The sequence below is a fragment of the Alteromonas sp. ABH2_165 genome (assembly GCF_056159945.1).
The window spans coordinates 32,956-52,469 of the sequence record NZ_JBSWWF010000005.1 but is presented as its reverse complement, the minus strand read 5'-3'; the positions used below and the strand labels follow the sequence as shown (position 1 = coordinate 52,469).

At 47.4% G+C, this 19,514-nt stretch carries 14 protein-coding genes; 3 read left to right on the top strand and 11 right to left on the bottom strand.

From position 1 onward, the window contains the following. Window positions 1–2 precede the first annotated feature (2 nt). Both ACXAFQ_RS10945 and ACXAFQ_RS10940 read right to left on the bottom strand, forming a co-directional pair. Window positions 3–893, bottom strand: a complete 891-nt coding sequence (locus ACXAFQ_RS10945; protein ID WP_474821581.1) for an acyltransferase — start codon at window positions 891–893, stop codon at window positions 3–5. Next, window positions 890–1,804 carry an acyltransferase gene (locus tag ACXAFQ_RS10940; RefSeq protein WP_474821577.1) on the bottom strand — a complete coding sequence of 305 codons (915 nt, stop codon included), beginning with the start codon at window positions 1,802–1,804 and terminating at the stop codon, window positions 890–892. Before ACXAFQ_RS10940 ends, ACXAFQ_RS10945 begins: the two co-directional genes overlap by 4 nt. Before the next feature lie 116 nt (window positions 1,805–1,920). Here ACXAFQ_RS10940 and fghA point away from each other — a divergent pair, with 116 nt between their 5' ends. Further along, window positions 1,921–2,763 (top strand): S-formylglutathione hydrolase, encoded by an 843-nt coding sequence (gene fghA, locus ACXAFQ_RS10935; protein WP_474821574.1) that lies wholly within the window; start codon window positions 1,921–1,923, stop codon window positions 2,761–2,763. Window positions 2,764–2,823: 60 nt separating this feature from the next. On the opposite strand, the gene ACXAFQ_RS10930 is transcribed toward fghA, so the two are convergent. From ACXAFQ_RS10930 to ACXAFQ_RS10905, 6 genes are all read right to left on the bottom strand, one after another. Then, entirely contained in the window at window positions 2,824–3,321 is a 498-nt protein-coding gene (locus ACXAFQ_RS10930) for a hypothetical protein (protein ID WP_474821570.1), read from the bottom strand. 2 nt (window positions 3,322–3,323) lie between these two features. Beyond that, on the bottom strand, window positions 3,324–4,346 hold the full coding sequence (locus tag ACXAFQ_RS10925) for a LacI family DNA-binding transcriptional regulator (protein ID WP_474821566.1): 1,023 nt from the start codon (window positions 4,344–4,346) through the stop codon (window positions 3,324–3,326). A 137-nt stretch (window positions 4,347–4,483) separates the two neighbouring features. Further along, window positions 4,484–5,482: a nucleoside hydrolase gene (locus tag ACXAFQ_RS10920; protein WP_474821562.1), complete on the bottom strand. Its 999-nt coding sequence runs from the start codon at window positions 5,480–5,482 to the stop codon at window positions 4,484–4,486. 479 nt (window positions 5,483–5,961) lie between these two features. Next, window positions 5,962–7,380, bottom strand: a complete 1,419-nt coding sequence (locus ACXAFQ_RS10915) for a TolC family protein (RefSeq protein WP_474821559.1) — start codon at window positions 7,378–7,380, stop codon at window positions 5,962–5,964. A gap of 5 nt (window positions 7,381–7,385) precedes the next feature. After that, complete coding sequence (locus tag ACXAFQ_RS10910; protein WP_474821555.1) at window positions 7,386–8,420, bottom strand: efflux RND transporter periplasmic adaptor subunit; 1,035 nt, start codon at window positions 8,418–8,420, stop codon at window positions 7,386–7,388. Further along, window positions 8,413–10,092: an ABC transporter transmembrane domain-containing protein gene (locus ACXAFQ_RS10905; RefSeq protein ID WP_474821550.1), complete on the bottom strand. Its 1,680-nt coding sequence runs from the start codon at window positions 10,090–10,092 to the stop codon at window positions 8,413–8,415. Before ACXAFQ_RS10905 ends, ACXAFQ_RS10910 begins: the two co-directional genes overlap by 8 nt. Window positions 10,093–10,426: 334 nt before the next feature. Here ACXAFQ_RS10905 and ACXAFQ_RS10900 point away from each other — a divergent pair, with 334 nt between their 5' ends. Continuing rightward, window positions 10,427–11,470: an isopenicillin N synthase family dioxygenase gene (locus tag ACXAFQ_RS10900; RefSeq protein WP_474821547.1), complete on the top strand. Its 1,044-nt coding sequence runs from the start codon at window positions 10,427–10,429 to the stop codon at window positions 11,468–11,470. A 361-nt stretch (window positions 11,471–11,831) separates the two neighbouring features. Then, the gene (locus ACXAFQ_RS10895; RefSeq protein ID WP_474821544.1) at window positions 11,832–13,886 is read left to right on the top strand and encodes a sensor domain-containing phosphodiesterase; all 2,055 of its coding nucleotides are present in this window, start codon (window positions 11,832–11,834) and stop codon (window positions 13,884–13,886) included. Window positions 13,887–13,954: 68 nt separating this feature from the next. Here the strand turns inward: ACXAFQ_RS10895 and ACXAFQ_RS10890 are convergent, their stop codons facing one another. The 3 genes from ACXAFQ_RS10890 to ACXAFQ_RS10880 all read right to left on the bottom strand — a co-directional run bounded on the left by ACXAFQ_RS10890 (window position 13,955) and on the right by ACXAFQ_RS10880 (window position 19,508). Beyond that, a complete protein-coding gene (locus ACXAFQ_RS10890; RefSeq protein ID WP_474821540.1) occupies window positions 13,955–16,039 on the bottom strand; it encodes a S9 family peptidase in 2,085 nt (694 codons plus the stop codon). A gap of 151 nt (window positions 16,040–16,190) precedes the next feature. After that, window positions 16,191–17,381, bottom strand: a complete 1,191-nt coding sequence (locus ACXAFQ_RS10885; RefSeq protein WP_474821537.1) for a PepSY-associated TM helix domain-containing protein — start codon at window positions 17,379–17,381, stop codon at window positions 16,191–16,193. A 9-nt stretch (window positions 17,382–17,390) separates the two neighbouring features. Continuing rightward, window positions 17,391–19,508: a TonB-dependent siderophore receptor gene (locus ACXAFQ_RS10880; protein ID WP_474821535.1), complete on the bottom strand. Its 2,118-nt coding sequence runs from the start codon at window positions 19,506–19,508 to the stop codon at window positions 17,391–17,393. Between the last annotated feature and the right edge of the window lie 6 nt (window positions 19,509–19,514).

The window sequence follows — 19,514 nt, the reverse complement described above, 5'->3', positions numbered from 1 at the left end:
GTTCAGGGCTCCAGTAACTGGTGAATTCGAGTGTCTTTTTCTGACCACAATTCGTTAAGCCAGGTTTGAAATCGGCCGCGGAATGCGTCATCGCTGAAATAATCCCCCCGGACTGCTTCTGGCACATCGAGTACATTGACGTCGATGATGATACGCCGCATCTGACCGCTCAACATTGCCATCATTGGGTGTTTTACGTCGCCAGGGTATAACAACGAGATATCCAGCAAGTTAGTAAAAAGGTGGCCCATGGTAGCAAGAGTAAATGCGATACCCCCTGCTTTTGGTGGCAATAAATGAGCAAACGGACTTTTTTTACTTTTATGTTTCACGGCAGTAAAACGCGTGCCTTCAACGAAATTAATGACGGTTGTTGGTTGTGCCTTGTACTTTTCGCAAGACCGTCGGGTTGTTTCAATATCCTGCCCCTTTCGATGAGGATACTTTTCTAGGTAACTGCGCGAATATCGCCGCATAAACGGCATTTCCAGAGCCCATGCACCCAAACCGACAAAGGGTAGCCAGATAAGCTCTTTTTTAAGGAAAAACTTGGGCGGGGGAATACGACCCTTCGATAAATTAATCAGCAGAACAATATCCAGATAACTCAGGTGATTTGATATCAGTAGATACCAATTGCGTGGCGATAAGGTGCCATCGATACGCACATCTACTGTGACCGGATTAAAAAGTTTAATCAGCAGCACACTGCATGCCCCAAACGCCTGCATAGCCGGGTGCATGATGCTGATCAAAAGTGTACGAATCGCCGGGAACGGCAATACCAGTTTCAATATTCCGCATACGATTATGATCGACGCCCAGAAAGCTAGGTTAAAGATCTGAAGCGGTGTGTGAATGAGAAATATTAGAGGGGCTAACAGCTTTCTCATAGCGGAGCCTGCGTTGAATTTAATGCGTCAAGGTGGGCATCCTTCGCTTTCCAGCGCTCATTCAACCACTGTTGGAATCGCGCTTTTTGCGCCGGATCAGAAAAATACGTGTCGTTGAAAAAGCCGCCTTCAATGATTTCTTTAATGGGCGTTACTGCCACATTCACACGAATTTCTTTCACCTTGCCGCACACAAAGTCCCAATAGCTAGGCACACCACCGGGGTAATCTATGGTGACATCTATGAGTTTGTGTAACTGCTCGCCCATGGCACTAAGTACAAATGCGATGCCACCGGCTTTCGGCTTCAACAAATGCGTGAAGGGAGATTGTTGTCGCTGATGTTTGGCTACTGTAAACCGCGTTCCTTCAACGAAATTCATGATGCTGACAGGCTTGGATTTGAACTTCTCGCAGGCTTTCCGAGTGGTTTCCATATCTTTGCCTTTTAGATGCGGATTTTTCGCCAGGAACGATTTGCTATAGCGACGCATAAACGGGAAGTCGAGCGCCCACCAGGCGAGTCCAAGTACGGGGACCCAGATGAGTTCTTGTTTTAGGAAAAACTTCAAAAATGGAATTTTGCGGTTGAAAATCCGTTGGAGAACCAGAATATCTACCCAGGACTGATGATTGGCCACGACCAGGTACCAGTCGTCGGGTTTTAATGTGCTAATTCCGTTTACCGTCCATTTCGTACTGCTCAGCAGGCGCTGGTTCAGGTTGTTCACACCTATCCACGCGGTTGCACACGCGTCCAGTGGGTAAGAGACCACGCGGCGCCAAAGTGCAATTGGCGGTAGCTTGAGCAGCGATAAGATAAAAATCGGGATAAACCAGAAAACAGTATTGAAAAAGTAGCCAAGCACTGACACAGTGCCACGCAGATTATAGCCAACCGTTTTAAGCATTGTTATTTACCTCTGAAATTTGGCCGTTAGTGTAAACGATGTTGATTTAAAATCCATTACACCCTTTACTGTGAAATCGGGATTTAGCAATATTTAGCCGCAATATAGAGAAATTTATGCAACTTATTAGTGAGAATCGCGCATTCGGTGGACGTCATTGTCGTTACCGTCACGCAGCAGAAACCACAAACTGCGAAATGACTTTCGCGGTGTATTTACCGCCATTTGCCAGCAAAGAAAATCCAGTGCCTGTGCTGTATTGGTTGTCTGGACTTACCTGCACAGACGAAAACTTTATGCAGAAGGCCGGCGCAATGAAAATGGCGGCAGAACTTGGCATGGCGATTGTCGCGCCCGACACCAGCCCCCGGGGAGAGGGAGTGGCAGATGATGACAATCAGGCTTACGACATGGGCCTTGGGGCAGGTTTCTATGTGAATGCGACACAGGCGCCGTGGAGTTCGCATTACCAGATGTACGATTACATCACTAAAGAGCTGCCTGCACTTGTGGAAGCTAATCTGCCAGTAACCGGTGAAAAAGCCATTAGCGGGCATTCCATGGGCGGCCATGGCGCATTGGTAATCGGTTTACGGAATCCTGAGCAGTATGTATCGGTATCGGCATTCAGCCCGATTTCAAATCCGTCGGATTGCCCGTGGGGTAAGAAGGCCCTTGGTGGTTATCTTGGTAACGATGAGTCGGCCTGGCGTGAGTATGATGCTTCAGTATTACTGGCGCAGAAGCAGCATTATATTCCGCTGCTGGTAGAGCAGGGCAGAGCGGATCAGTTTCTTGAAGAGCAATTGAAGCCTCAGGCGCTTATAAACGCTGCGCAAAAGAGTGACACGCAACTTACTCTGAATATGCATGAGGGCTACGATCACAGCTATTTCTTCATTGCTTCGTTTGTTGACGAACACCTGCAATTTCATGCTAGCCACTTGGGACTTAGCTGATAATACTGCGCTGTCACAGCTTACGTTGTGACAGCGCTTTACACGCCTTCATTTCTCCACTCAAGCCTGTTTGCTAAGTGCAATCCATTCTTTTTCATGACGGCGAATCGCGCGATTAATTGCCCCTGAAGATGACATGAAATGTCGCATGTTCATTTTCTTTACCATAGAAAGCGAATAGTTTAGTGGCAGCCCTGCGGCTTTAAGAAAATCATTGAGAAACGCGGGATGGGATTCATTGTTTGCTTGCATGCCCGCCACAAGCATGTAGGCACTGAGTGCGAGCTGTGCCTTCGCATGACGAAGTTTATAAATACTGAAGCCATTTACCGAGGCAAGCACAGTGATAACCACCATATTTAGTGGCGAAAATACCGTACTCAGTCGAGGGTAGACACTGCGGTAGGGGTCGTATAACGCATCAAAATTCAGTGCTGTGTAGGTAAATATACCAGTGAGTAACAGCACACTGGTTACCATCACCCAACTGGTAATATGTTGATGTCGTTTTCTTCTTTGAAGCGCTGTTTCTAGCTGGCTCTCAGATCGTAATGGCACACTTATTCCGGTAATGGGCCGGTAGAGTTTCGAATCACCAGCTCGGGTAGCGACAGTGGCAGTGCGACTTTCGCTTTATGACGAATGCACTGCTCTATCAGAATTGTAGCGGCATTATAACCCAGTTCTGCAACCGGTTGACTGACAGTCGTCAACGGTGGCCAAAGATTCATCGCAGCGGGGTCATCATCGAAGCCCACCACACTCAAGTCGTAAGGAATGCGCAGTTTAAGTTGGGATGCAATACGATAAACCACTGCAGCAGATGAATCGTTGGCTGTAAAAATGGCGGTGGGTCTGTCGGCTTGACTCAACATCTTTCTACAGGCTTGTTCCAGGGTGGTTTCGCCATAACGAAACTGACACACATGGTTGGCATTCTCTTCGATACCGTGCTTTTCAAGCGCCTCTTTATACCCTTCATAACGCCATTTACCAGCAGCGTGACCCACCAGATAATTCAGGAAGCCTATTTTGCTATGCCCAAGATTGACCAAATGCTCAATTGCTAGCTGAGCGCCTGCCTTTTCGTCGCTGTGAATAGAGATATGACTGTCTTGATTTAGAGAGGCAATTTTTACGATGGGAGTATCGGTTTCTTGCAGCGCTTGGATAACCGATTCGTCTTCACACAACGGAGGCACAACAATGAAACCGTCGACATTAGAGCGTTCAACCATGTGCTTCAGTGCTGCGGAAATCATTTGTGCATCGTAGCCGCCTTCAAAAGGGCGTATGAGCAAGTCGTAACCGAGTTTGTCGCAGGCTTTTATGGCTCCGTTAAGAATGAGGCTACCGTAAAAGTTGCTCGGATAGTCAATGTAAAGCACACCAATCAGGTAAGATTGATTAGTGCGTAAACGTCTGGCGTTCAGATTTGGTACGTAATCCAGACTTCTTATGGCTGCATTAACGGCATCTTGGGTGGTTTTACGAACACCGGGCTCGTTATTCAATACCCGAGATACGGTTTTCTTCGAAACACCCGCGGCCTTTGCCACGTCGCCAATTGTTGCTTTACTCATTGTTCACTTTCCAATAGCAGGGCAATGGGAGTACACACAACTCCCTCATAAATTATTCTTATTCGTTGCAATTGTAAGCCCAATCGGCTCAAAATTTAATATGTTTGTGTGTAAGTTCATTATTCAGGTGTAGCTGATTATTTCCGCGGTTGCTTGTCTAACTGGTCGAAAAGTTGAATTTTGCTAAACATATCTTCCAGAGTAAAGCGAGGGTCAACGAAGGTATAGACGCGAAACGATTTCAATTCATCATGCTGCTCATACTCGAAACTCTCTTTCGCGAATTGTATGCCGCTTTGTTCTCGATAGCCGTATTCGTGTTCATCAAGAAGCACTGTAACGGCCGGGTTATCTCCTAAACTCCAGGATTCGCCCTTAGGCCAATTAATATCGGGGAATCTGGCCGATGCCCAGGCGTTGAACTCGTGCATCTGCTGAACCAGATACTCACCAATTTTTCCGTAGGGCGCAACCTTAACGGTTAGTTCAGCAAGGCTTGTTCGCATAGTGGTATACACGGCTCGGGGAATTTGCCAGTTGGTTACATTGGATGCAAACACCGCGTTTGCAGCAACGGGGTCGTTGGAAAGGTTGTATTCCCAACCACCTTTCGGATAATCGCCACCACCAATCCACACCGAAGTGACCTTTTCACCGATTTCTGGTGCTAACAGCAGCGCGTTAGCCATGTCGGTAAGGGGACCAAAAGAAATGACAAATAGCGGTCGAGGGTCGTCTTTCTTTGCTTCAGTAATAATTGCTCTGGCGGCTTCGTTTTCAATCCCATTTGCAGATTCAAGCGCGAGCTCTAAACCTCTGTAAACGGCAATGTCTTCACTAATATCCATCAGCGACAGGATGTAATTGATTTCTTTGAGTCCCGCTTCCATTGAACCTACCGGCCGACCCATTTGCAGAGATGTGTTTTCAAACTGAGAGGAAATAATGCCTTTGACTTCTAGTTTTGGCGACAACAAGGCATGCACGATGGCGAACTGATCATCAGCTTCATTTTTTGCATCTGTTACTACAAATACCCTGACCTTTTTTTCTTCCGGAACAGGGATGGGCAGTAACGAACCATAAGCCTGAAAAGCCAGCAATAATGGGGCGAGGCTGATTAAAATCTCACGCATTAGTATCTCCATGTGGATAAAGACAGAACGGTGATTTATCTGTCTTTCGATGTCATCTTTCGGGCGAATAATAATTTAACAACGTTGCGTTGTAACTCGCCCTATTGATTGCCAGCGCACGCTACTCAAATACCTGCTAGACCGGTGCATAGGTCTTTTTATGACACAAGCGCATGCTAAATAGCAAATGCTTTCGTTAAAAAAATGTTGCATCGATGTTGACATCGATGTCTTATTTGCGGATATTTTTACTATAGCCCAGTGCAGAACGCCTGAACTCGTCATTTCCGGGGAGTAAAAAGGTGGTGCGCTGTTAAGACGCATTTAGTCTGGTGTCGGTTTATCCCTTAACTAACCCGATGTGGCTGAATAGTGCTGTGATTCAGCACGCAGGAAATGCTGGGTACCCTCGGCATTTCTGTATCGTTGGCAGTGCCCGTCAACGGTACGAGGAAGCCACCCTTCGGGGTGGCTGCTTTTTACATGTCTGCAATGAGAGAGGGGTCGGCAAGTAAACCCGTTTGAAAATATACCGCTAACACCACCCGCATGATTTCTATTTCTGCTTTTACCGCATCTAATCTGGCGGAAATTGCTTGGGATTCCCGGCTATTGAGTAGGAACAAGTCGCTGTCGCCCATTTCAAATCGCTTCCGCTCCTGGCTAAACAGCGCTTCGCTTAGTGCTGCCTGCTTTTGTTGCAGAACCAACATATTCTGACCATATTGCAGGGCTTGCAAGCCAACGGCCATATCGCGCTTGAGAGCATCTTCTGTCGCTTGAATAACTGCATCAATTTCGCGAAGTTTTAATGACGCTTTGCTGGCTTCAGCTTTTGCCTGTCGGCGGCCTAAAGGCATGGAGAACTGCAAACCCACTTTGCTTTCTGTGCCAGTGAGGTTTTCTGGGCCGTTGCCGATGTCTCGCGCTATTTTTGCTTCGATATCCAAGGTAGGCAGAAGCGCATTTTCTGCCAGCCGGTATTTGTTTTTGGCCAGTTGCCACTCTGCGCGCAGGCTCTGTAGCGCCGGATGTCGCGGAATAAGACCATTTAATGATGCTGGGTTAACGCTTCCCGCTTGCCACGGCCAAGCAATCGCATCTGGCACTTCATTCAGCTGCGCGCTGTTTATGGGCTGAAATTGATTGTCGCGATAGTAGTAAGCTAATTTCTCTCTGGCTTGAGCGGCTTTGCGGCTGGCTGCCTGTAACGCCAATTCACGCTGCATTACCGTTACTTCAAATTCTGTTTGGGTAATGCGGGCTAGATCGCCTTCTCGCACCCGAGTATCGATGGCGTTACCGCGACGTTTCGTGGTTTGAACCAGCGCAGCATAAATTTGTTCATTAAGGTGACTTTCGTACCAGTCCAAATATGCGGAAAGGCCGTTGTACACGAGTTCGTTGAGTGCCAATGCCGCTTCTGCATCCCACTGAGCAAGCCCCACTTTGGCATCTTCTATCGCCATACGTTTTTTATCGGTTTCCCGGTTTTTCAATAACGACATTGCAAAACCAATATTTACCTCACCACCGGATAAGGTTTCATATTCGCGCTCGTAATAGGGAAAATCGCCGTTACCAATGCGGTATTCTGCTTTGAACTTAGCGTTTGCAGTACCAAGTGGGTTCACTACCCGTTGAGACAAGTAATCGCCGCTGTAATAGCCGCTGGTGCGAAGCGCCGTGTCTTGTTCCAGTTGAATATCGAAAGCGGCTTCAGCGTAAGCCATATCCTGCAGACGCTGACCATTTTTGGCCTCTAATTCCAGCAATTTTGGGTGGTTGGTTAAGATCGACTGCAATACTTTTTCGGCGGTAACAGGCTCATTTGCCAACACACCGTGACTGATCAAAAATACTGAAAGCCCAATTAATAGAGAGAAGCGCTTACTCATCGTTACTACTTTGTCACTGTTTGTTCGGTGCCGGTTCGCACGTTTTCCGGCGGGAAATTATTAAGTTGTCGCCACAGCTCATAACCTAAGCTGACTTCCTCTAACAAGATCCAGGCGTTTACCCGGCTGTCGAGACGAGCAAAGGTTTCACTAGGCCAAGGCTTACTGCCAGATTCAGGTTTAATCCAGACATTAAATAAGCCGCTCGGGTCGGCAACGGGTTCAACAATGGCCACTCGACCGCCAAAGGTACCAATTGACGTTCCCGGCCAACCGCTAAACTGAAATATTGGCCAGCCTTCAAATTGTAGTCTTACCCGGCGGCCTTCTGTTACTAGCGGCGCGTTAAGGCCATTTACTTTCACCCGAACCATGCGTTCTACGCCATCGGGAATGAAGTAGCCAAGCACTGCGCCAGAGCTTACAAGGGTAGATACACCACCTGAATGTAAGCGGGTGACTGTGCCATCTTGAGGCGCATATTTCGTTTGTGTTGATTGTCTGGCAAGGGATGAGTTGATGGAGTTTAGATCTTGTTCCGACTGTGCTGCGGCAGCAAGACGCTCCTGTAGCGTATTTTCAGTCACTTCAATATCGCGCATGGAAACCAGTCCTTCCGCATGCAAGCGCTTTTGTCTTGCAAGGTTAGCCTTGGCGTTCTCTACGGCCATCAAATCGGCTTCTAACTCCAGTTCTGCTGCTTTAACCTGAGCCTGTAAGCGTTCAACCAGCGCTTTGTCAGTATCAACCAGCGTCACAATAGGATCGCCTTCTTTTACCTTTTGTCCTTCGCGAACATGCCAGGTTTTAATTTGGCCTGGAACCAACGCGGAGATAGGCTGCGCCCGATCGGCAGGGTTCAGAGTACTGATAACGCCGGTGCCGTAAGCGGTTTGTTGCCATGGCGCAAAATAGAGGATTGCGGCAGCAACAAGCACGATGAGGAACAATGACCAAGCTACCTTCTTGTACCAGGTGGGCACCTGCTGCGCCTGTAATGTCGACATCTTGCTCATAAAGAGATGCTGATCGTTACTCATGGCTATCTCCTAGGCCTGATTCCGGAAGATGGGTTATCAGCGATGAGTCTTCAGACAGCACAACGGTGCCGTCGAATACGGTTCTGTCTGGATTACTGGTGAAATAAAGCACCGTAACCGGCAAGGTATCAAGGTAGCGCAGGATAATCCCGCGAATGGCTTCAGGAATGGCATCAAAATGCTGATTTAACACAATCACACCCGGTTTAGACAGTATGGCTGCAGCAGTTTTTAATAATAAAAACTCCATCGGCTGCAAAGGATGACCAAGCTGAGAAAGCTGCGTTTGCAACCCATCCTCGAGCCGTTTTAATGTACTTTGCAATTGAAGGTGCCTGAACACTTCATAAATTTCTTTTTCACTTATGTCGCTGGCATCTAGCCGCAAATATTCCAGAATTGAACATTCAATAATAAGTGAACGATCAACCATCGCGATGGCCTGTCGCAAATCACTGGTTTGATAATCGGAGAGAGAAAGACCACCCAACTCAATCCATCCCGTATCAGGTGATTCATAGCGTTTCAGCACAGTCATCAATTTACGTTGCTGCCACGCCTGTGAGGTAATCACGAAGTATTTACCATTTTCTTTCAGCGCCATATCCAGCACTACCGATTCATCGGCTTGTGTTAACACGGTTTGCTGAAAGCTCAGTGCATTGTGACCATTCAATTTCTGGCCTGAAGAATGTACTTCTTCCTGCGGCAAACTCAGTACCGCATTCAATTTTTCAGCGGCGCCATACAATTCGTAATACAGATTCAAATACACACTGAAACGGGAAATACCAAGAAAGACTGCCGACATAATGAGCTCGGCGGCAACCAGTTGGCCCACCGATAATTGCTCCTGAACCACCAGAATGCCGCCTAAACCAAGCAGTGCTGAACTTGCTAGCGCATAGATAATGAGGAACAGCACGGTTTGTGAAAAGGTAAAGGTAAAGTGGTCGGAATGGCAGCTCACATACCGGCTAATCACAGATTCAGTTTTATCGGCGGCATGTTCAATGTGGCGTCTGGATTTGAAAAACACATGGGCAGAAGAAATATCACTCAGCCATTTCGCTGTGGCGTATTTAGAGTCGGATAAGTCGATAGCCGTGGTCTTTGCTTGCGTGCTCAAGGTGCGCCAGATGAGGTACATCATGATTACAATGATCACGTTAAAGGCGAATAAAAACGGGTGATAAAACGAAACAAGTGTTAAACCCACCAGCATTTGTAAGAGTAATGCAAAGCCATCGACCATCAAAGAAGGCATATTTTTTTGAAAGGTCATCACTTCAAAATAACGGTGTGTGATGGTGGTGTTTTTCCGCCCCTCAAAGAACTGATGCGGAGCCTGAATGGTTTTTAACACTAAATCAGCCGTTAACCGGCTGTAAATACGGCGCTCGTAGTATTCCATAACCCGGGTACGAAGGGCGCTGAACAACCCGTAAAGCAAAAGCGTGCAAAACAAGATACCACTGATAACCAGTACTGCACTGATAGAGGCTGTGTACACCACGGTGTTGATTAATGTTTGAACCGCAAACGGAACGGCCAGGGTGAGCAAGCCGATCATCAGCCCGTAGCCAATAGCCAATTGGAAAAAACCTGCTTCAGGGCGCAGGATATCAAACAGAAGTGTTTTTGTTCTGCGTAAATCTTTTGTGGCTGCCATGAATCTCTCTGAAAAAGCGGGGAAACTGCTGTAATTTAAATTTACCTAACCCGGGTATGTCATACAAGCAGCAGTCGGTTTCTTGTTTGAAACCAGTATACGATTAAAAAGGCAAAATTGATCGCAGAAAAATACGCTTTTACCGATTACCAAAGTACAAGAATTTCGTTACTGAGCGGGTTTTCTGTTTTTTACAATCAAAACATAACATTTCTCGTATTTTCAGTTCTTCTAGCTTGTGTTTTTATTGATGTCAGCGGTGTGCGAAATGGCTTAGCTTCTTCGAGAGGAGGCGCTGCTTGCACCCACAACAATAAAATATGTTGAGGAATTTATGACATCGAACACCTTTACTGAAATACCGGTAATTAATATTGAAGGCTTATTTAATGATGCCATTGAAGCGCGCTTAAAAGTTGCCGAAGACATGGGTAAAGCCGCCAGGGATGTTGGCTTTTTGTATGTTGTCGGACACGGCATTCCAGCGAAAAAGATTGCAGCGCTGCGTGATGCGGCGAAACGCTTCTTTGCACAGTCTGAAGCTGAAAAGATGAAGTACTACATTGGTAGTTCAGCAACGCATAAAGGTTTCGTGCCAGAAGGCGAAGAAATTTACGGCACCGGGAAGCCAGACAAAAAAGAAGCCTATGATGTTGGCTTTCCCGCACCTGACGATCATCCTTTGGTACAAGCAAACACGCCGCTTATTGGGCAGAACGAATGGCCTGAGCTAGAGAATTTTAAAACGCCAGTATTAGATTATTACGAAACGCTTTTTGCTCTGGGTAAAACGTTATTTTCAGGGTTTGCACTTGCGCTAGGCCTACCGGAAGATCACTTCGATTCCATGATTTCCTGTCCGCCATCAAAGCTACGCTTAATCCACTACCCTTTCGATGAAAATGCAGAGGACCGTCCGGGCATTGGTGCGCATACAGACTATGAATGTTTTACCATGCTGCTTGCTGATCAGCCTGGCCTGGAAGTGATGAACGATAATGGAGAATGGATAGATGCGCCGCCGATGAAAAACGGTGACGAAGAGGCATTTGTTATCAATATCGGCGATATGCTGGAAGTGTTGACTGCTGGTAAATTTGTGGCGACTTCCCACAGAGTAAGAAAGGTGGCCCAAGAGCGCTATTCCTTTCCACTGTTCTTTGCTTGTGACTACCACACATTAATTCGTCCGCTGGCGCAGTTTGACGATGGCAGCACGGAGTATAAACCATTAAGTATTGGTGAGCATATGTACAGCCAAGCGCTGCAAACCTATCGGTACTTGCGGGAAAAAGTGGCCAAAGGAGAAGCATCTCTCCCCGAACGTGCAACCGGTGTTGCTACTTTTGGTCATCTTAAAAATAATCAACCAAGCTAGTTAGTCTCTTCTCCAAACGCAGCGCAACGCTTCGGTCATTTGGCTGATGTGTTGCCGCTGCCCAGTCATTCTTAGGCCTGTTGCAAAAAAGCAACGAAACGGGCTTTTCAGGCTTTCATCTGGTCATTCACCGGCGATTTTATCAAGGTAATCGATGTGTCCTTTTTACTCATGTAAAAGCTTGATACAGGTCAACTAATAACAAATCGCTTATGCTATCGTGCGCGACTTTTATCGTTATAAATGAAACACATCCGACGAGTGCTTTAAAGGATTAGGCCTTGTTGAATGACATTTTTATCTGCGCGAGTATTGTGTCAAATTTCGCCACAAATCTCTCTACGGAATGATTCTTTAACCCATGCATGATTTAACTTCCAAGCTTCGTCGATTTTCAGAGTATGTAGGCCAAACCCGTGGGCAAGCGTATTTCAATCACATCGTTATGGGCTTGGCCGAAATTTGTGAATGCGATTACATCATGGTGGGCGAAGTTCACAATGAAATGAACACCTGTTCAACATTGGCAGTTTGCGATAGCGGCGTTATACAGCCAGACATGACTTATTCGCTGGCAGATACACCTTGCCATCTTGTGTCTCGTGATCAGATATGCTGCTTCCCCGCCAATGTGCAGGGCATGTTCCCGAAAGATCAAATGGTTGTCGACTATGGCGCTGAAAGTTATATCGGTGTGCCCTTGCACAGTTCCCAGGGGGAGGTACTGGGCATTATTGTAGCCCTAAACAAAACGCCCATCGATGACATTGATGAAATTGTGCTGCTGTTTGAAATGGCAGCCTATCGAGTGGCGGCAGAATTAGAACGGCGTATTCAAGACCGATCGCTAGATATGTTGTCATCGATATTCCGCTATTCTTCAGAAGCCATGATTGTCACCGACGCAGCGCACAAAATCGTGGAAGTGAATGATGCCTTTTGCGAAATGTTTGGCTATTCCCGTGAACAGGCATTGGGTAAGAACCCTTCGCTCATCTCAAGTGGTGAGCATGATGCCGGTTTTTTCCAGGCTTTCTGGGAGCAAGTGACCACCCGGGGTAACTGGCGTGGGGAAATTAAAAACCGTCATGCCGACGGGCGGATTCTTGAGCAATGGTCGTCGGTAAACCAGGTTAAAGACGAGAGCGGTAGAACCCATCATTACACTGCCATATATACCGACTTAACCGAGTTAAAGAAAACGCAGGCTGAGAATCTTTACCTTGCCAGCACCGACCAACTGAGCGGCCTGTCGAATAAAGCCTTGCTAGCAAAAGAACTGGCCAGAGGCGGCAAGAAATGGATGTTGGCCATTCGACTTGATGGCCTGCGTTATTTCAATGAAGCGTATGGGTTCGATGCGTGCGACGGTTTGATAAGAGAAACGGCCAGTCAGATCATGAAGCTGGTCGAGGCCGATTGCTACGTGGGTATTGATGCTGGAAAGTTTGTGTTGCTCTTTAATCAGCCCACCGATCTGGTAGAAATTGCCCGGGCGCTTCATCAACATTTTTCGTTTTCTCAGGTAACGGCGGGGGACGTGAGTGTTTATATTTCACTGTCTTTTGGGGGTTGTATAGGGGATGCTGATTTACTGCGTTTGTCTTCTTCGGCACTCAGACAAAGCCAAGCCCAAGGTAAATTTAGTTGTGTGGTACTGGAGCAGGAGTGCGGACAACGGGTTGCTTCACAGCGGCATGTTTTTGTCGAGGCAAACAACCTTATTCATACTGCACTGAATAACGAGCTGCTGGTACCGTTCTTCCAGGGAATACGCAACAACCACAATGGCCGTATCACCCATTTTGAGGCCCTCGCGCGCATCATTCATGACGGCAAGGTCATTTCGCCATATAGCTTTATTGAAGCGGCGCAGGTTGCCGGGATGTTACCCTTAATCACTCAACAAATAGCCCGTCAAGCGTTCAGAATAATGAGCAAAAAGGACTACATCTTCTCGGTGAATATCACTGAGCATGATTTAAATGGGCAGTACCTTTCCAATTTTCTTAATGAGCTTTGTAATACCTACAGTGTGACACCCGAACGCGTTATTCTTGAAGTGCTCGAAGGGATCAGTAGCTCAAGCAAGAACAACCATCTCAAGCAATTGCGTGATTTAAAACGCATTGGTTTTAAGTTGGCCATCGATGATTTCGGCACCGAGTATTCTAACTTTGAACGCATTTTGGAGTTGGAGATCGATTATCTGAAAATTGATGCCCGCTATATCAAACAAATCGATACCGACAGTAAAAGCTATGAAATCGTGAAAGCGTTTGCATATTTCTGCAAAAACAGTGGTATTAAATCAATTGCCGAGTTTGTGCATTCGCAGGCAGTGCAGGACAAACTGCTGGAACTGGGAATTGATTACAGCCAAGGCTTCTTGTTTTCTGAGCCACAGCCACTTTGAAAAATATAAAAACCAGCCCGGCTTTTGCCGGACTGATGCATTTCAGAGCGAAATTATCTGACTGCTAGTTATTCTGCTTTGGTACGGTATTTTTCAAACCACGCCATAATGTTGCCTACTTTCTGAATGAGACGAGAAGGCTTTGAGGCAATGCCGTGTGAAGCACCCGGAATGCGCACCATGGCGGCATCCACCCCTTGCAGGCGTAGCGCTTGATAAAACTGTTCCGATTCACTAATCGGCGTACGGTAATCAGACTCGCCGGTAAGCAGCATGGTGGGCGTTTTTACATTGCCTACCAGAGACAGCGGTGAATGTGCCCACAGGTGGTCGAATGCTTCCCAGGGTTTGCCCGGCATCCAGTATTCGGTGAAGTAAGGATACGCATCGGCAGTCAGGCCAAAGCTAATCCAATTGATTACGGGTTTTGCTACCACTGCCGCTGCAAAACGGTTTGTTTTTCCTACCGACCAAGCCGTTAACACGCCTCCACCAGAGCCGCCCGTAATGAACAGATTTTTCTCGTCAATAAAGCCTTTGCCAATCGCGGTATCAACCACATCCATCAGATCGTTGTAATCTTCTGACGGATAGTTATGGTGAATGAGATTGCCGAAGTCGGCGCCATAGGATGAACTGCCGCGAGGGTTAGACCATACCACTACATAGCCCTGTGCCGCCATCAGCTGTATTTCCATGGCAAAGTGGGGGCCATATGCCGCGTGAGGCCCGCCGTGAATTTCCAGAATTAACGGGTAGGATTTGGCGTTGTCAAAGTTCGGCGGTAGCGCAATCCAGGCATCAATGTCGCGACCATCAACAGACGATTTAACTGGCATTGTTTCTACACTCGCCAGTTTAAGGTGCGCTAGTGCATCACTGTTAAGATCTGTGAGAGTAGACGTTCCACGTCTTGTAATGACAGCAATGTCGGCAGGGCTCAGCGGATCGTCGGTGGTAAATGCGATGGTACCATTGTCTGCAACTGCGAATTGACCAGAGGTATAGGGGCGGCCCAGAGACTGCCCGCCAAGCGTTGCTTTAAGCGTTGTTATTTTGCCTTTTAGGTTTACTTCAGCCAACCGCGTTTGACCATGGTCGAGGTATGAAAATACCAGCCCGTCACTGTTACTGTTCCATTCAAACTGCTGCACCGACCGATCCAACGACGAAGTAAGGCGCGTGACTTTGCCTGACTTCAGTTCCAACACGGTAATGTCGCCGTTCTGATAACTCATTTTATTATCTTCAACCTGGTTAAACGCCAGGTATTTTCCGTTCGGACTTAATGTGGGCGACGACTCAGGGCCAGGCAACGAGGTTACAGCAGTGACGTCTGTTGAGCTTATATCTACTGAGAATATGTCGCTGGTAAGCGGCTCTAGCGAGTAATCTGCATTGCGGTTGGCTGAGAAAAAAATGCGCTTATCATCGGCACTGAAGGCGAGTTTGCCGTCATTAGGAAACGCCCCCGTTGTTAATTGACGAGGCGTGCCACCGGATACCGGAAGGATATAAATTTGATTGAAGCCGGCCGGTAAATAGCCGCGACCGTCTGAGCGATAGCTGGTGGTATCAATGACTTTGGCGGTTTCGGCCCATTCTGCGCCTTTAGGCTTTTTCGGCATGCCAGTGAAAAGCGGCTTGTCGAGGGTCGGGGTGAATAAGGTAAACGCCACATGCTTACCATCGTGAGACCATGTCAGGTTACCGGGCATAAATTCAACCGTCGTTAGCTTGGCGATTTGGCCGGTGTCTTGATAGCGTACGTAAATTTGGTTACTGCCACCTTCGTCCGAAACGTAAGCCAACATATTGCCGTCGGGTGACGGTGTGGCAGAACGCACGTTGGCATTGTTGGCCAGCACCGGACGGTGGCGTTTTCCGTCTACAGATGCCTGCCACAATGTGCTGTGCGTTCGGTCTTTCATGATATCCATAGAACGACGTTCGTAGAAAACGGTGTTGCCGTCGTGACTGAAAAACGGTGACGCAGCATATTCGAGGTTAAAAGTATCTTCGTATTGCAAGGTATCCGGTAGCGCTTCAGCGCAGGCCGCAGTGGACAAAAGGGCGGTGATGCTGGCGAGAAGCAAGTTCCTGCCAGGTATTTGGGGTTTTTCTCTGTCGGACAAACGTTGGTTGAAATGCATGTTCATTTCCTTTTATTGTTATCGTTATGATTTTTATTATGGAGTCTTTTTTATTGGTGCATGTTTATCCTAGCGGATGCTCAATGCTGGGGGGAAGTCGCTTGCCGTACAAATCGAATAAATCGTCTCTATTGTTTTTCACACAAGACATTCAGGCAAGCAATGTTTCGAGTGTCAATGCTAAACATATCAGTAGCAATACGGCACTGAGTAAGCCTGTTTTTTTGGTGCCTTGAAAGCCGATGCCAATCACTGAAAGTAACCCAGGCGTTTCATTGCGTCGCCATTTTGTTACCCGGTGGGCGTAAATAATGGTTCCGGTAATCGATAGGCTGGTTAGCAATAAGCCAAAGAAAAAATACAGCGTTTTGCTCCAATAACCGCCCCAAACACCGAAATGTAACGGGTCAGCGGCTTCAGAAATCCTAACGTGAAATGACAGATCGCTGGCGATGCGCTGGGAAAGCAAATTACCAGATTCGGGGTCGAATACCATGTTATCTGCACGGTTACGCACTAACATTGTGCTTGATTGGCCTTCAACGCGGACAGGTTGGCCTGCTTTGATGGGGAAAAAGACTGATTTTATCTCCAGCTCGGGTCGCTGGCGCTGCACTGTAGTAATGAGCTTGTCGAAGATTTCTGGAGAAACACGAACAGGATGATGCTTGGCGTGTTCACTAATAACGCTGCCATCTTTCGGATAGGTCGCGCCCAAACCGTATTTTTCAGCAAAATACCAAATGCCGGTAATGCTAATTACCACAAGTAGCCAACTGCTCCATAACCCGCTTAAGCGATGGAAATCTCCCCAGAATACCCGTGAATTTTGCTTTCGGGGCAATCTCCAAAGCCCTTTCCACCATTTGGGGTGCAGGATCAAACCTGAAACGAGCGAGAGCAAAAGCGGAAATGCGGTAAGGCTAACAATAGGTAAACCAATATTCAGCGGCATCATTAAATGACGGTGAATTCGTCGTAACAGAGTTTGCCAGTTGAACCAGGTGCCATTCCCGGTATGCGCATAAGTAACCGGGTCGATATAGGCGTGATAGCGCTGGTTATTTTCATCATACAGCAGCGTATCGGCGGCAAAACCGTTATGTATCGGTGCTGCTAGTTGATAAATGCGGTTACCGTCAGAAGATGAGAGGGCAGCGCGGTAGTACTGAGGCCAGTTTAGTGGCGTGTTCGATGGTTGTGCCCGAACGGCCGGATTAGTCAGCCAGTCAAGCTCGTGTGACATCACAGCCAAGGTGCCGGTTAGCATTATGAAACACAACAGCACAGCCAGCGGAAGACCCGCCAGGCTGTGCCATCGATACCAGCGCTGTTTATTCATTTATAAGATTTAGAAGTCATAGCTTAGCTGAACAACCACCTCACGAGGCTCGCCAGGAAAGTGCCCGTTACGCTCACTGAATCCGCTTACTGCATATACTTTATCAAACAGGTTTTTAACGTTAACACTTAGCAGTAGGTTGTCCCAACGTGTGGTCCAGCTGGCATCAAAAATGGAGAATGGTTTTACCCGCTGACCGTTAAGGCTAACTTGTTCACTCACGTAGTCTACGCCCATGGCAAATGCTGAGTCGATAACTGCAATATTATATCGCGCCCAAAATCCGGCTTGATGGCGAGGGGTGTTAGCAAAGCGACGGCCATCAAAAGTATTTCGGGTCGCGCCTTCCTCTAAAAGGGTATCGTTGTAGGCGTAGTTAGCCGTAATACTGATATTGTCGGTAATGTCGCCTACCAGGGTAAATTCTGCACCTTGGCTTTCTACCAAGCCGAAGTTGATAAGGGCGGGTTCAATATCGTTGTTTTCACCGTCGATAAAGTCCGGGTTGTTGATAACCAGATTTTCTTTATCAATTTGATAGATGGCGGCGGTAGTCATGATGCCGCCATTTAACCAGGATTGTTTCAGACCCAGCTCAACCTGGTTACCGGTTTCTGGTGAAAGCGGATCGGCGACAGACTCTTCATACTGAGAAGGATCTACCGGGTTAAAGCTCTCAGAATAATTCAGGTAAACCGTTGTTTCGTCTGTTGGCGTGTAAATGAGCCCTGCTCTCGGTGTAACATCACTGTCGTTGTAGGCCGTGTCGGTATCCATGCTTTGTTCATCGAAGTAATCAAACCGTGCGCCTAACATGAGTGCCCAGTTTTCGCTGAACTGCATTTTATCCTGAACGTAAAAACTGGCCCGCTGACGCTCCAATCCATCTCGATTCATGTCTGTCAGGTTGTAAGTCGTTGGGTCTGTTTCGCCATAGTTAAGGGTAAAAATGTTGAGATTCGCCACACCATCTGCTTCGTAGCGAGCGCGGAAATAGTCGTAGTCGGTTTTAACATGCTGCCAATCGCCACCGAACAGAAGTTGATGCGTAATACCCGCAGCCTCAAAGTCATAAACGAAATCCAGGGTAAGGCTTAGCTCGTCGTTTGCACGAAGCTGTTTGCGATACTCCCGGCGAATCGTCTCGTCATTGATGTCAGCAACACCATCGCCATTAACGTCAATCCAGCTTCTGGACTCGTGATATCCCTGATTTCGTTCGTTATCTAAATACCGCAAGGTACCATTGAAAGTGAAGCTATCGCTAAAGTCGTGCTTAAGATTGGCTTGCAATACCAGTGCTTCAAGATCCTGATAATCCCCTTTTTCATTGGCGTTATAACTGCGGTCGACCAAAAAATTACCATCATCATCTACCGGAACGCCGCGAAGACGATTGCCGCCCAGGTTCTGCACAATGTAGTCGTAGGTGGTGGTCAATTCTGTATTATTCCCCAATACAAACAGGGCGCCGCCAGCCAGCTCAATGTTTTCTGAATCGGCATTATTACGGAAGCTGTCTTGAGTCTCGTAAAAAGCGCCAAAGCGATAGGCAACAGATTCGTTAACGGCACCAGTGAATTCTGTGGATGCTCCTGCCAGCGAGAAGTTTCCGCCAGTTACCGTAACATTGCGGTATTCGTTGAACGAAGGCTTACGGCTAACATAGTTGATCATTCCGCCTGGCTCGCCACCGCCGTAAAGCGCTGCAGCTGGGCCTTTAAGTACTTCCACACGCTCAACATTAAACAATTGCGGTACGCTGAAACCAGAGAAGGGGTCGCCACGTACGCCGTCGTAAAACACATTGGCATCATCGCGGAATCCCCGAAAGGTAACACCTGAGTAACTGAATTCACTGACCCCCGCAATTGAGCGGTACATGTCAGTGATGTCGCGAGCAGCCTGGTCGGCAATGAGTTGGCGTGTGAGTACCTGTACAGACAAAGGGATTTCCATGATATCAGCATCGGTTTTGGTACCAATGCGAGTCTGGCTATCTAGATAGAATTGCTGGGCACGACCCGTTACTTCAATTTTTTCAACGTCATCTGTGGATGAGGCTGTAGCGTGAAAAGTGCAGACAAGGGCGCTGAGTACGGCTACCGATAAGGAAGAGTATTTCATGAGAGT

Excerpts from the sequence above, each read along its gene's own strand:
- ACXAFQ_RS10945 (WP_474821581.1), bottom strand. The coding sequence starts at position 893 with ATGAGAAAGCTGTTAGCCCCTCTAATATTTCTCATTCACACACCGCTT.
- ACXAFQ_RS10940 (WP_474821577.1), bottom strand. The coding sequence starts at position 1,804 with ATGCTTAAAACGGTTGGCTATAATCTGCGTGGCACTGTGTCAGTGCTT.
- fghA (WP_474821574.1), top strand. The coding sequence starts at position 1,921 with ATGCAACTTATTAGTGAGAATCGCGCATTCGGTGGACGTCATTGTCGT.
- ACXAFQ_RS10925 (WP_474821566.1), bottom strand. The coding sequence starts at position 4,346 with ATGAGTAAAGCAACAATTGGCGACGTGGCAAAGGCCGCGGGTGTTTCG.
- ACXAFQ_RS10920 (WP_474821562.1), bottom strand. The coding sequence starts at position 5,482 with ATGCGTGAGATTTTAATCAGCCTCGCCCCATTATTGCTGGCTTTTCAG.
- ACXAFQ_RS10915 (WP_474821559.1), bottom strand. The coding sequence starts at position 7,380 with ATGAGTAAGCGCTTCTCTCTATTAATTGGGCTTTCAGTATTTTTGATC.
- ACXAFQ_RS10910 (WP_474821555.1), bottom strand. The coding sequence starts at position 8,420 with ATGAGTAACGATCAGCATCTCTTTATGAGCAAGATGTCGACATTACAG.
- ACXAFQ_RS10905 (WP_474821550.1), bottom strand. The coding sequence starts at position 10,092 with ATGGCAGCCACAAAAGATTTACGCAGAACAAAAACACTTCTGTTTGAT.
- ACXAFQ_RS10900 (WP_474821547.1), top strand. The coding sequence starts at position 10,427 with ATGACATCGAACACCTTTACTGAAATACCGGTAATTAATATTGAAGGC.
- ACXAFQ_RS10895 (WP_474821544.1), top strand. The coding sequence starts at position 11,832 with ATGCATGATTTAACTTCCAAGCTTCGTCGATTTTCAGAGTATGTAGGC.
- ACXAFQ_RS10890 (WP_474821540.1), bottom strand. The coding sequence starts at position 16,039 with ATGCATTTCAACCAACGTTTGTCCGACAGAGAAAAACCCCAAATACCT.
- ACXAFQ_RS10885 (WP_474821537.1), bottom strand. The coding sequence starts at position 17,381 with ATGAATAAACAGCGCTGGTATCGATGGCACAGCCTGGCGGGTCTTCCG.
- ACXAFQ_RS10880 (WP_474821535.1), bottom strand. The coding sequence starts at position 19,508 with ATGAAATACTCTTCCTTATCGGTAGCCGTACTCAGCGCCCTTGTCTGC.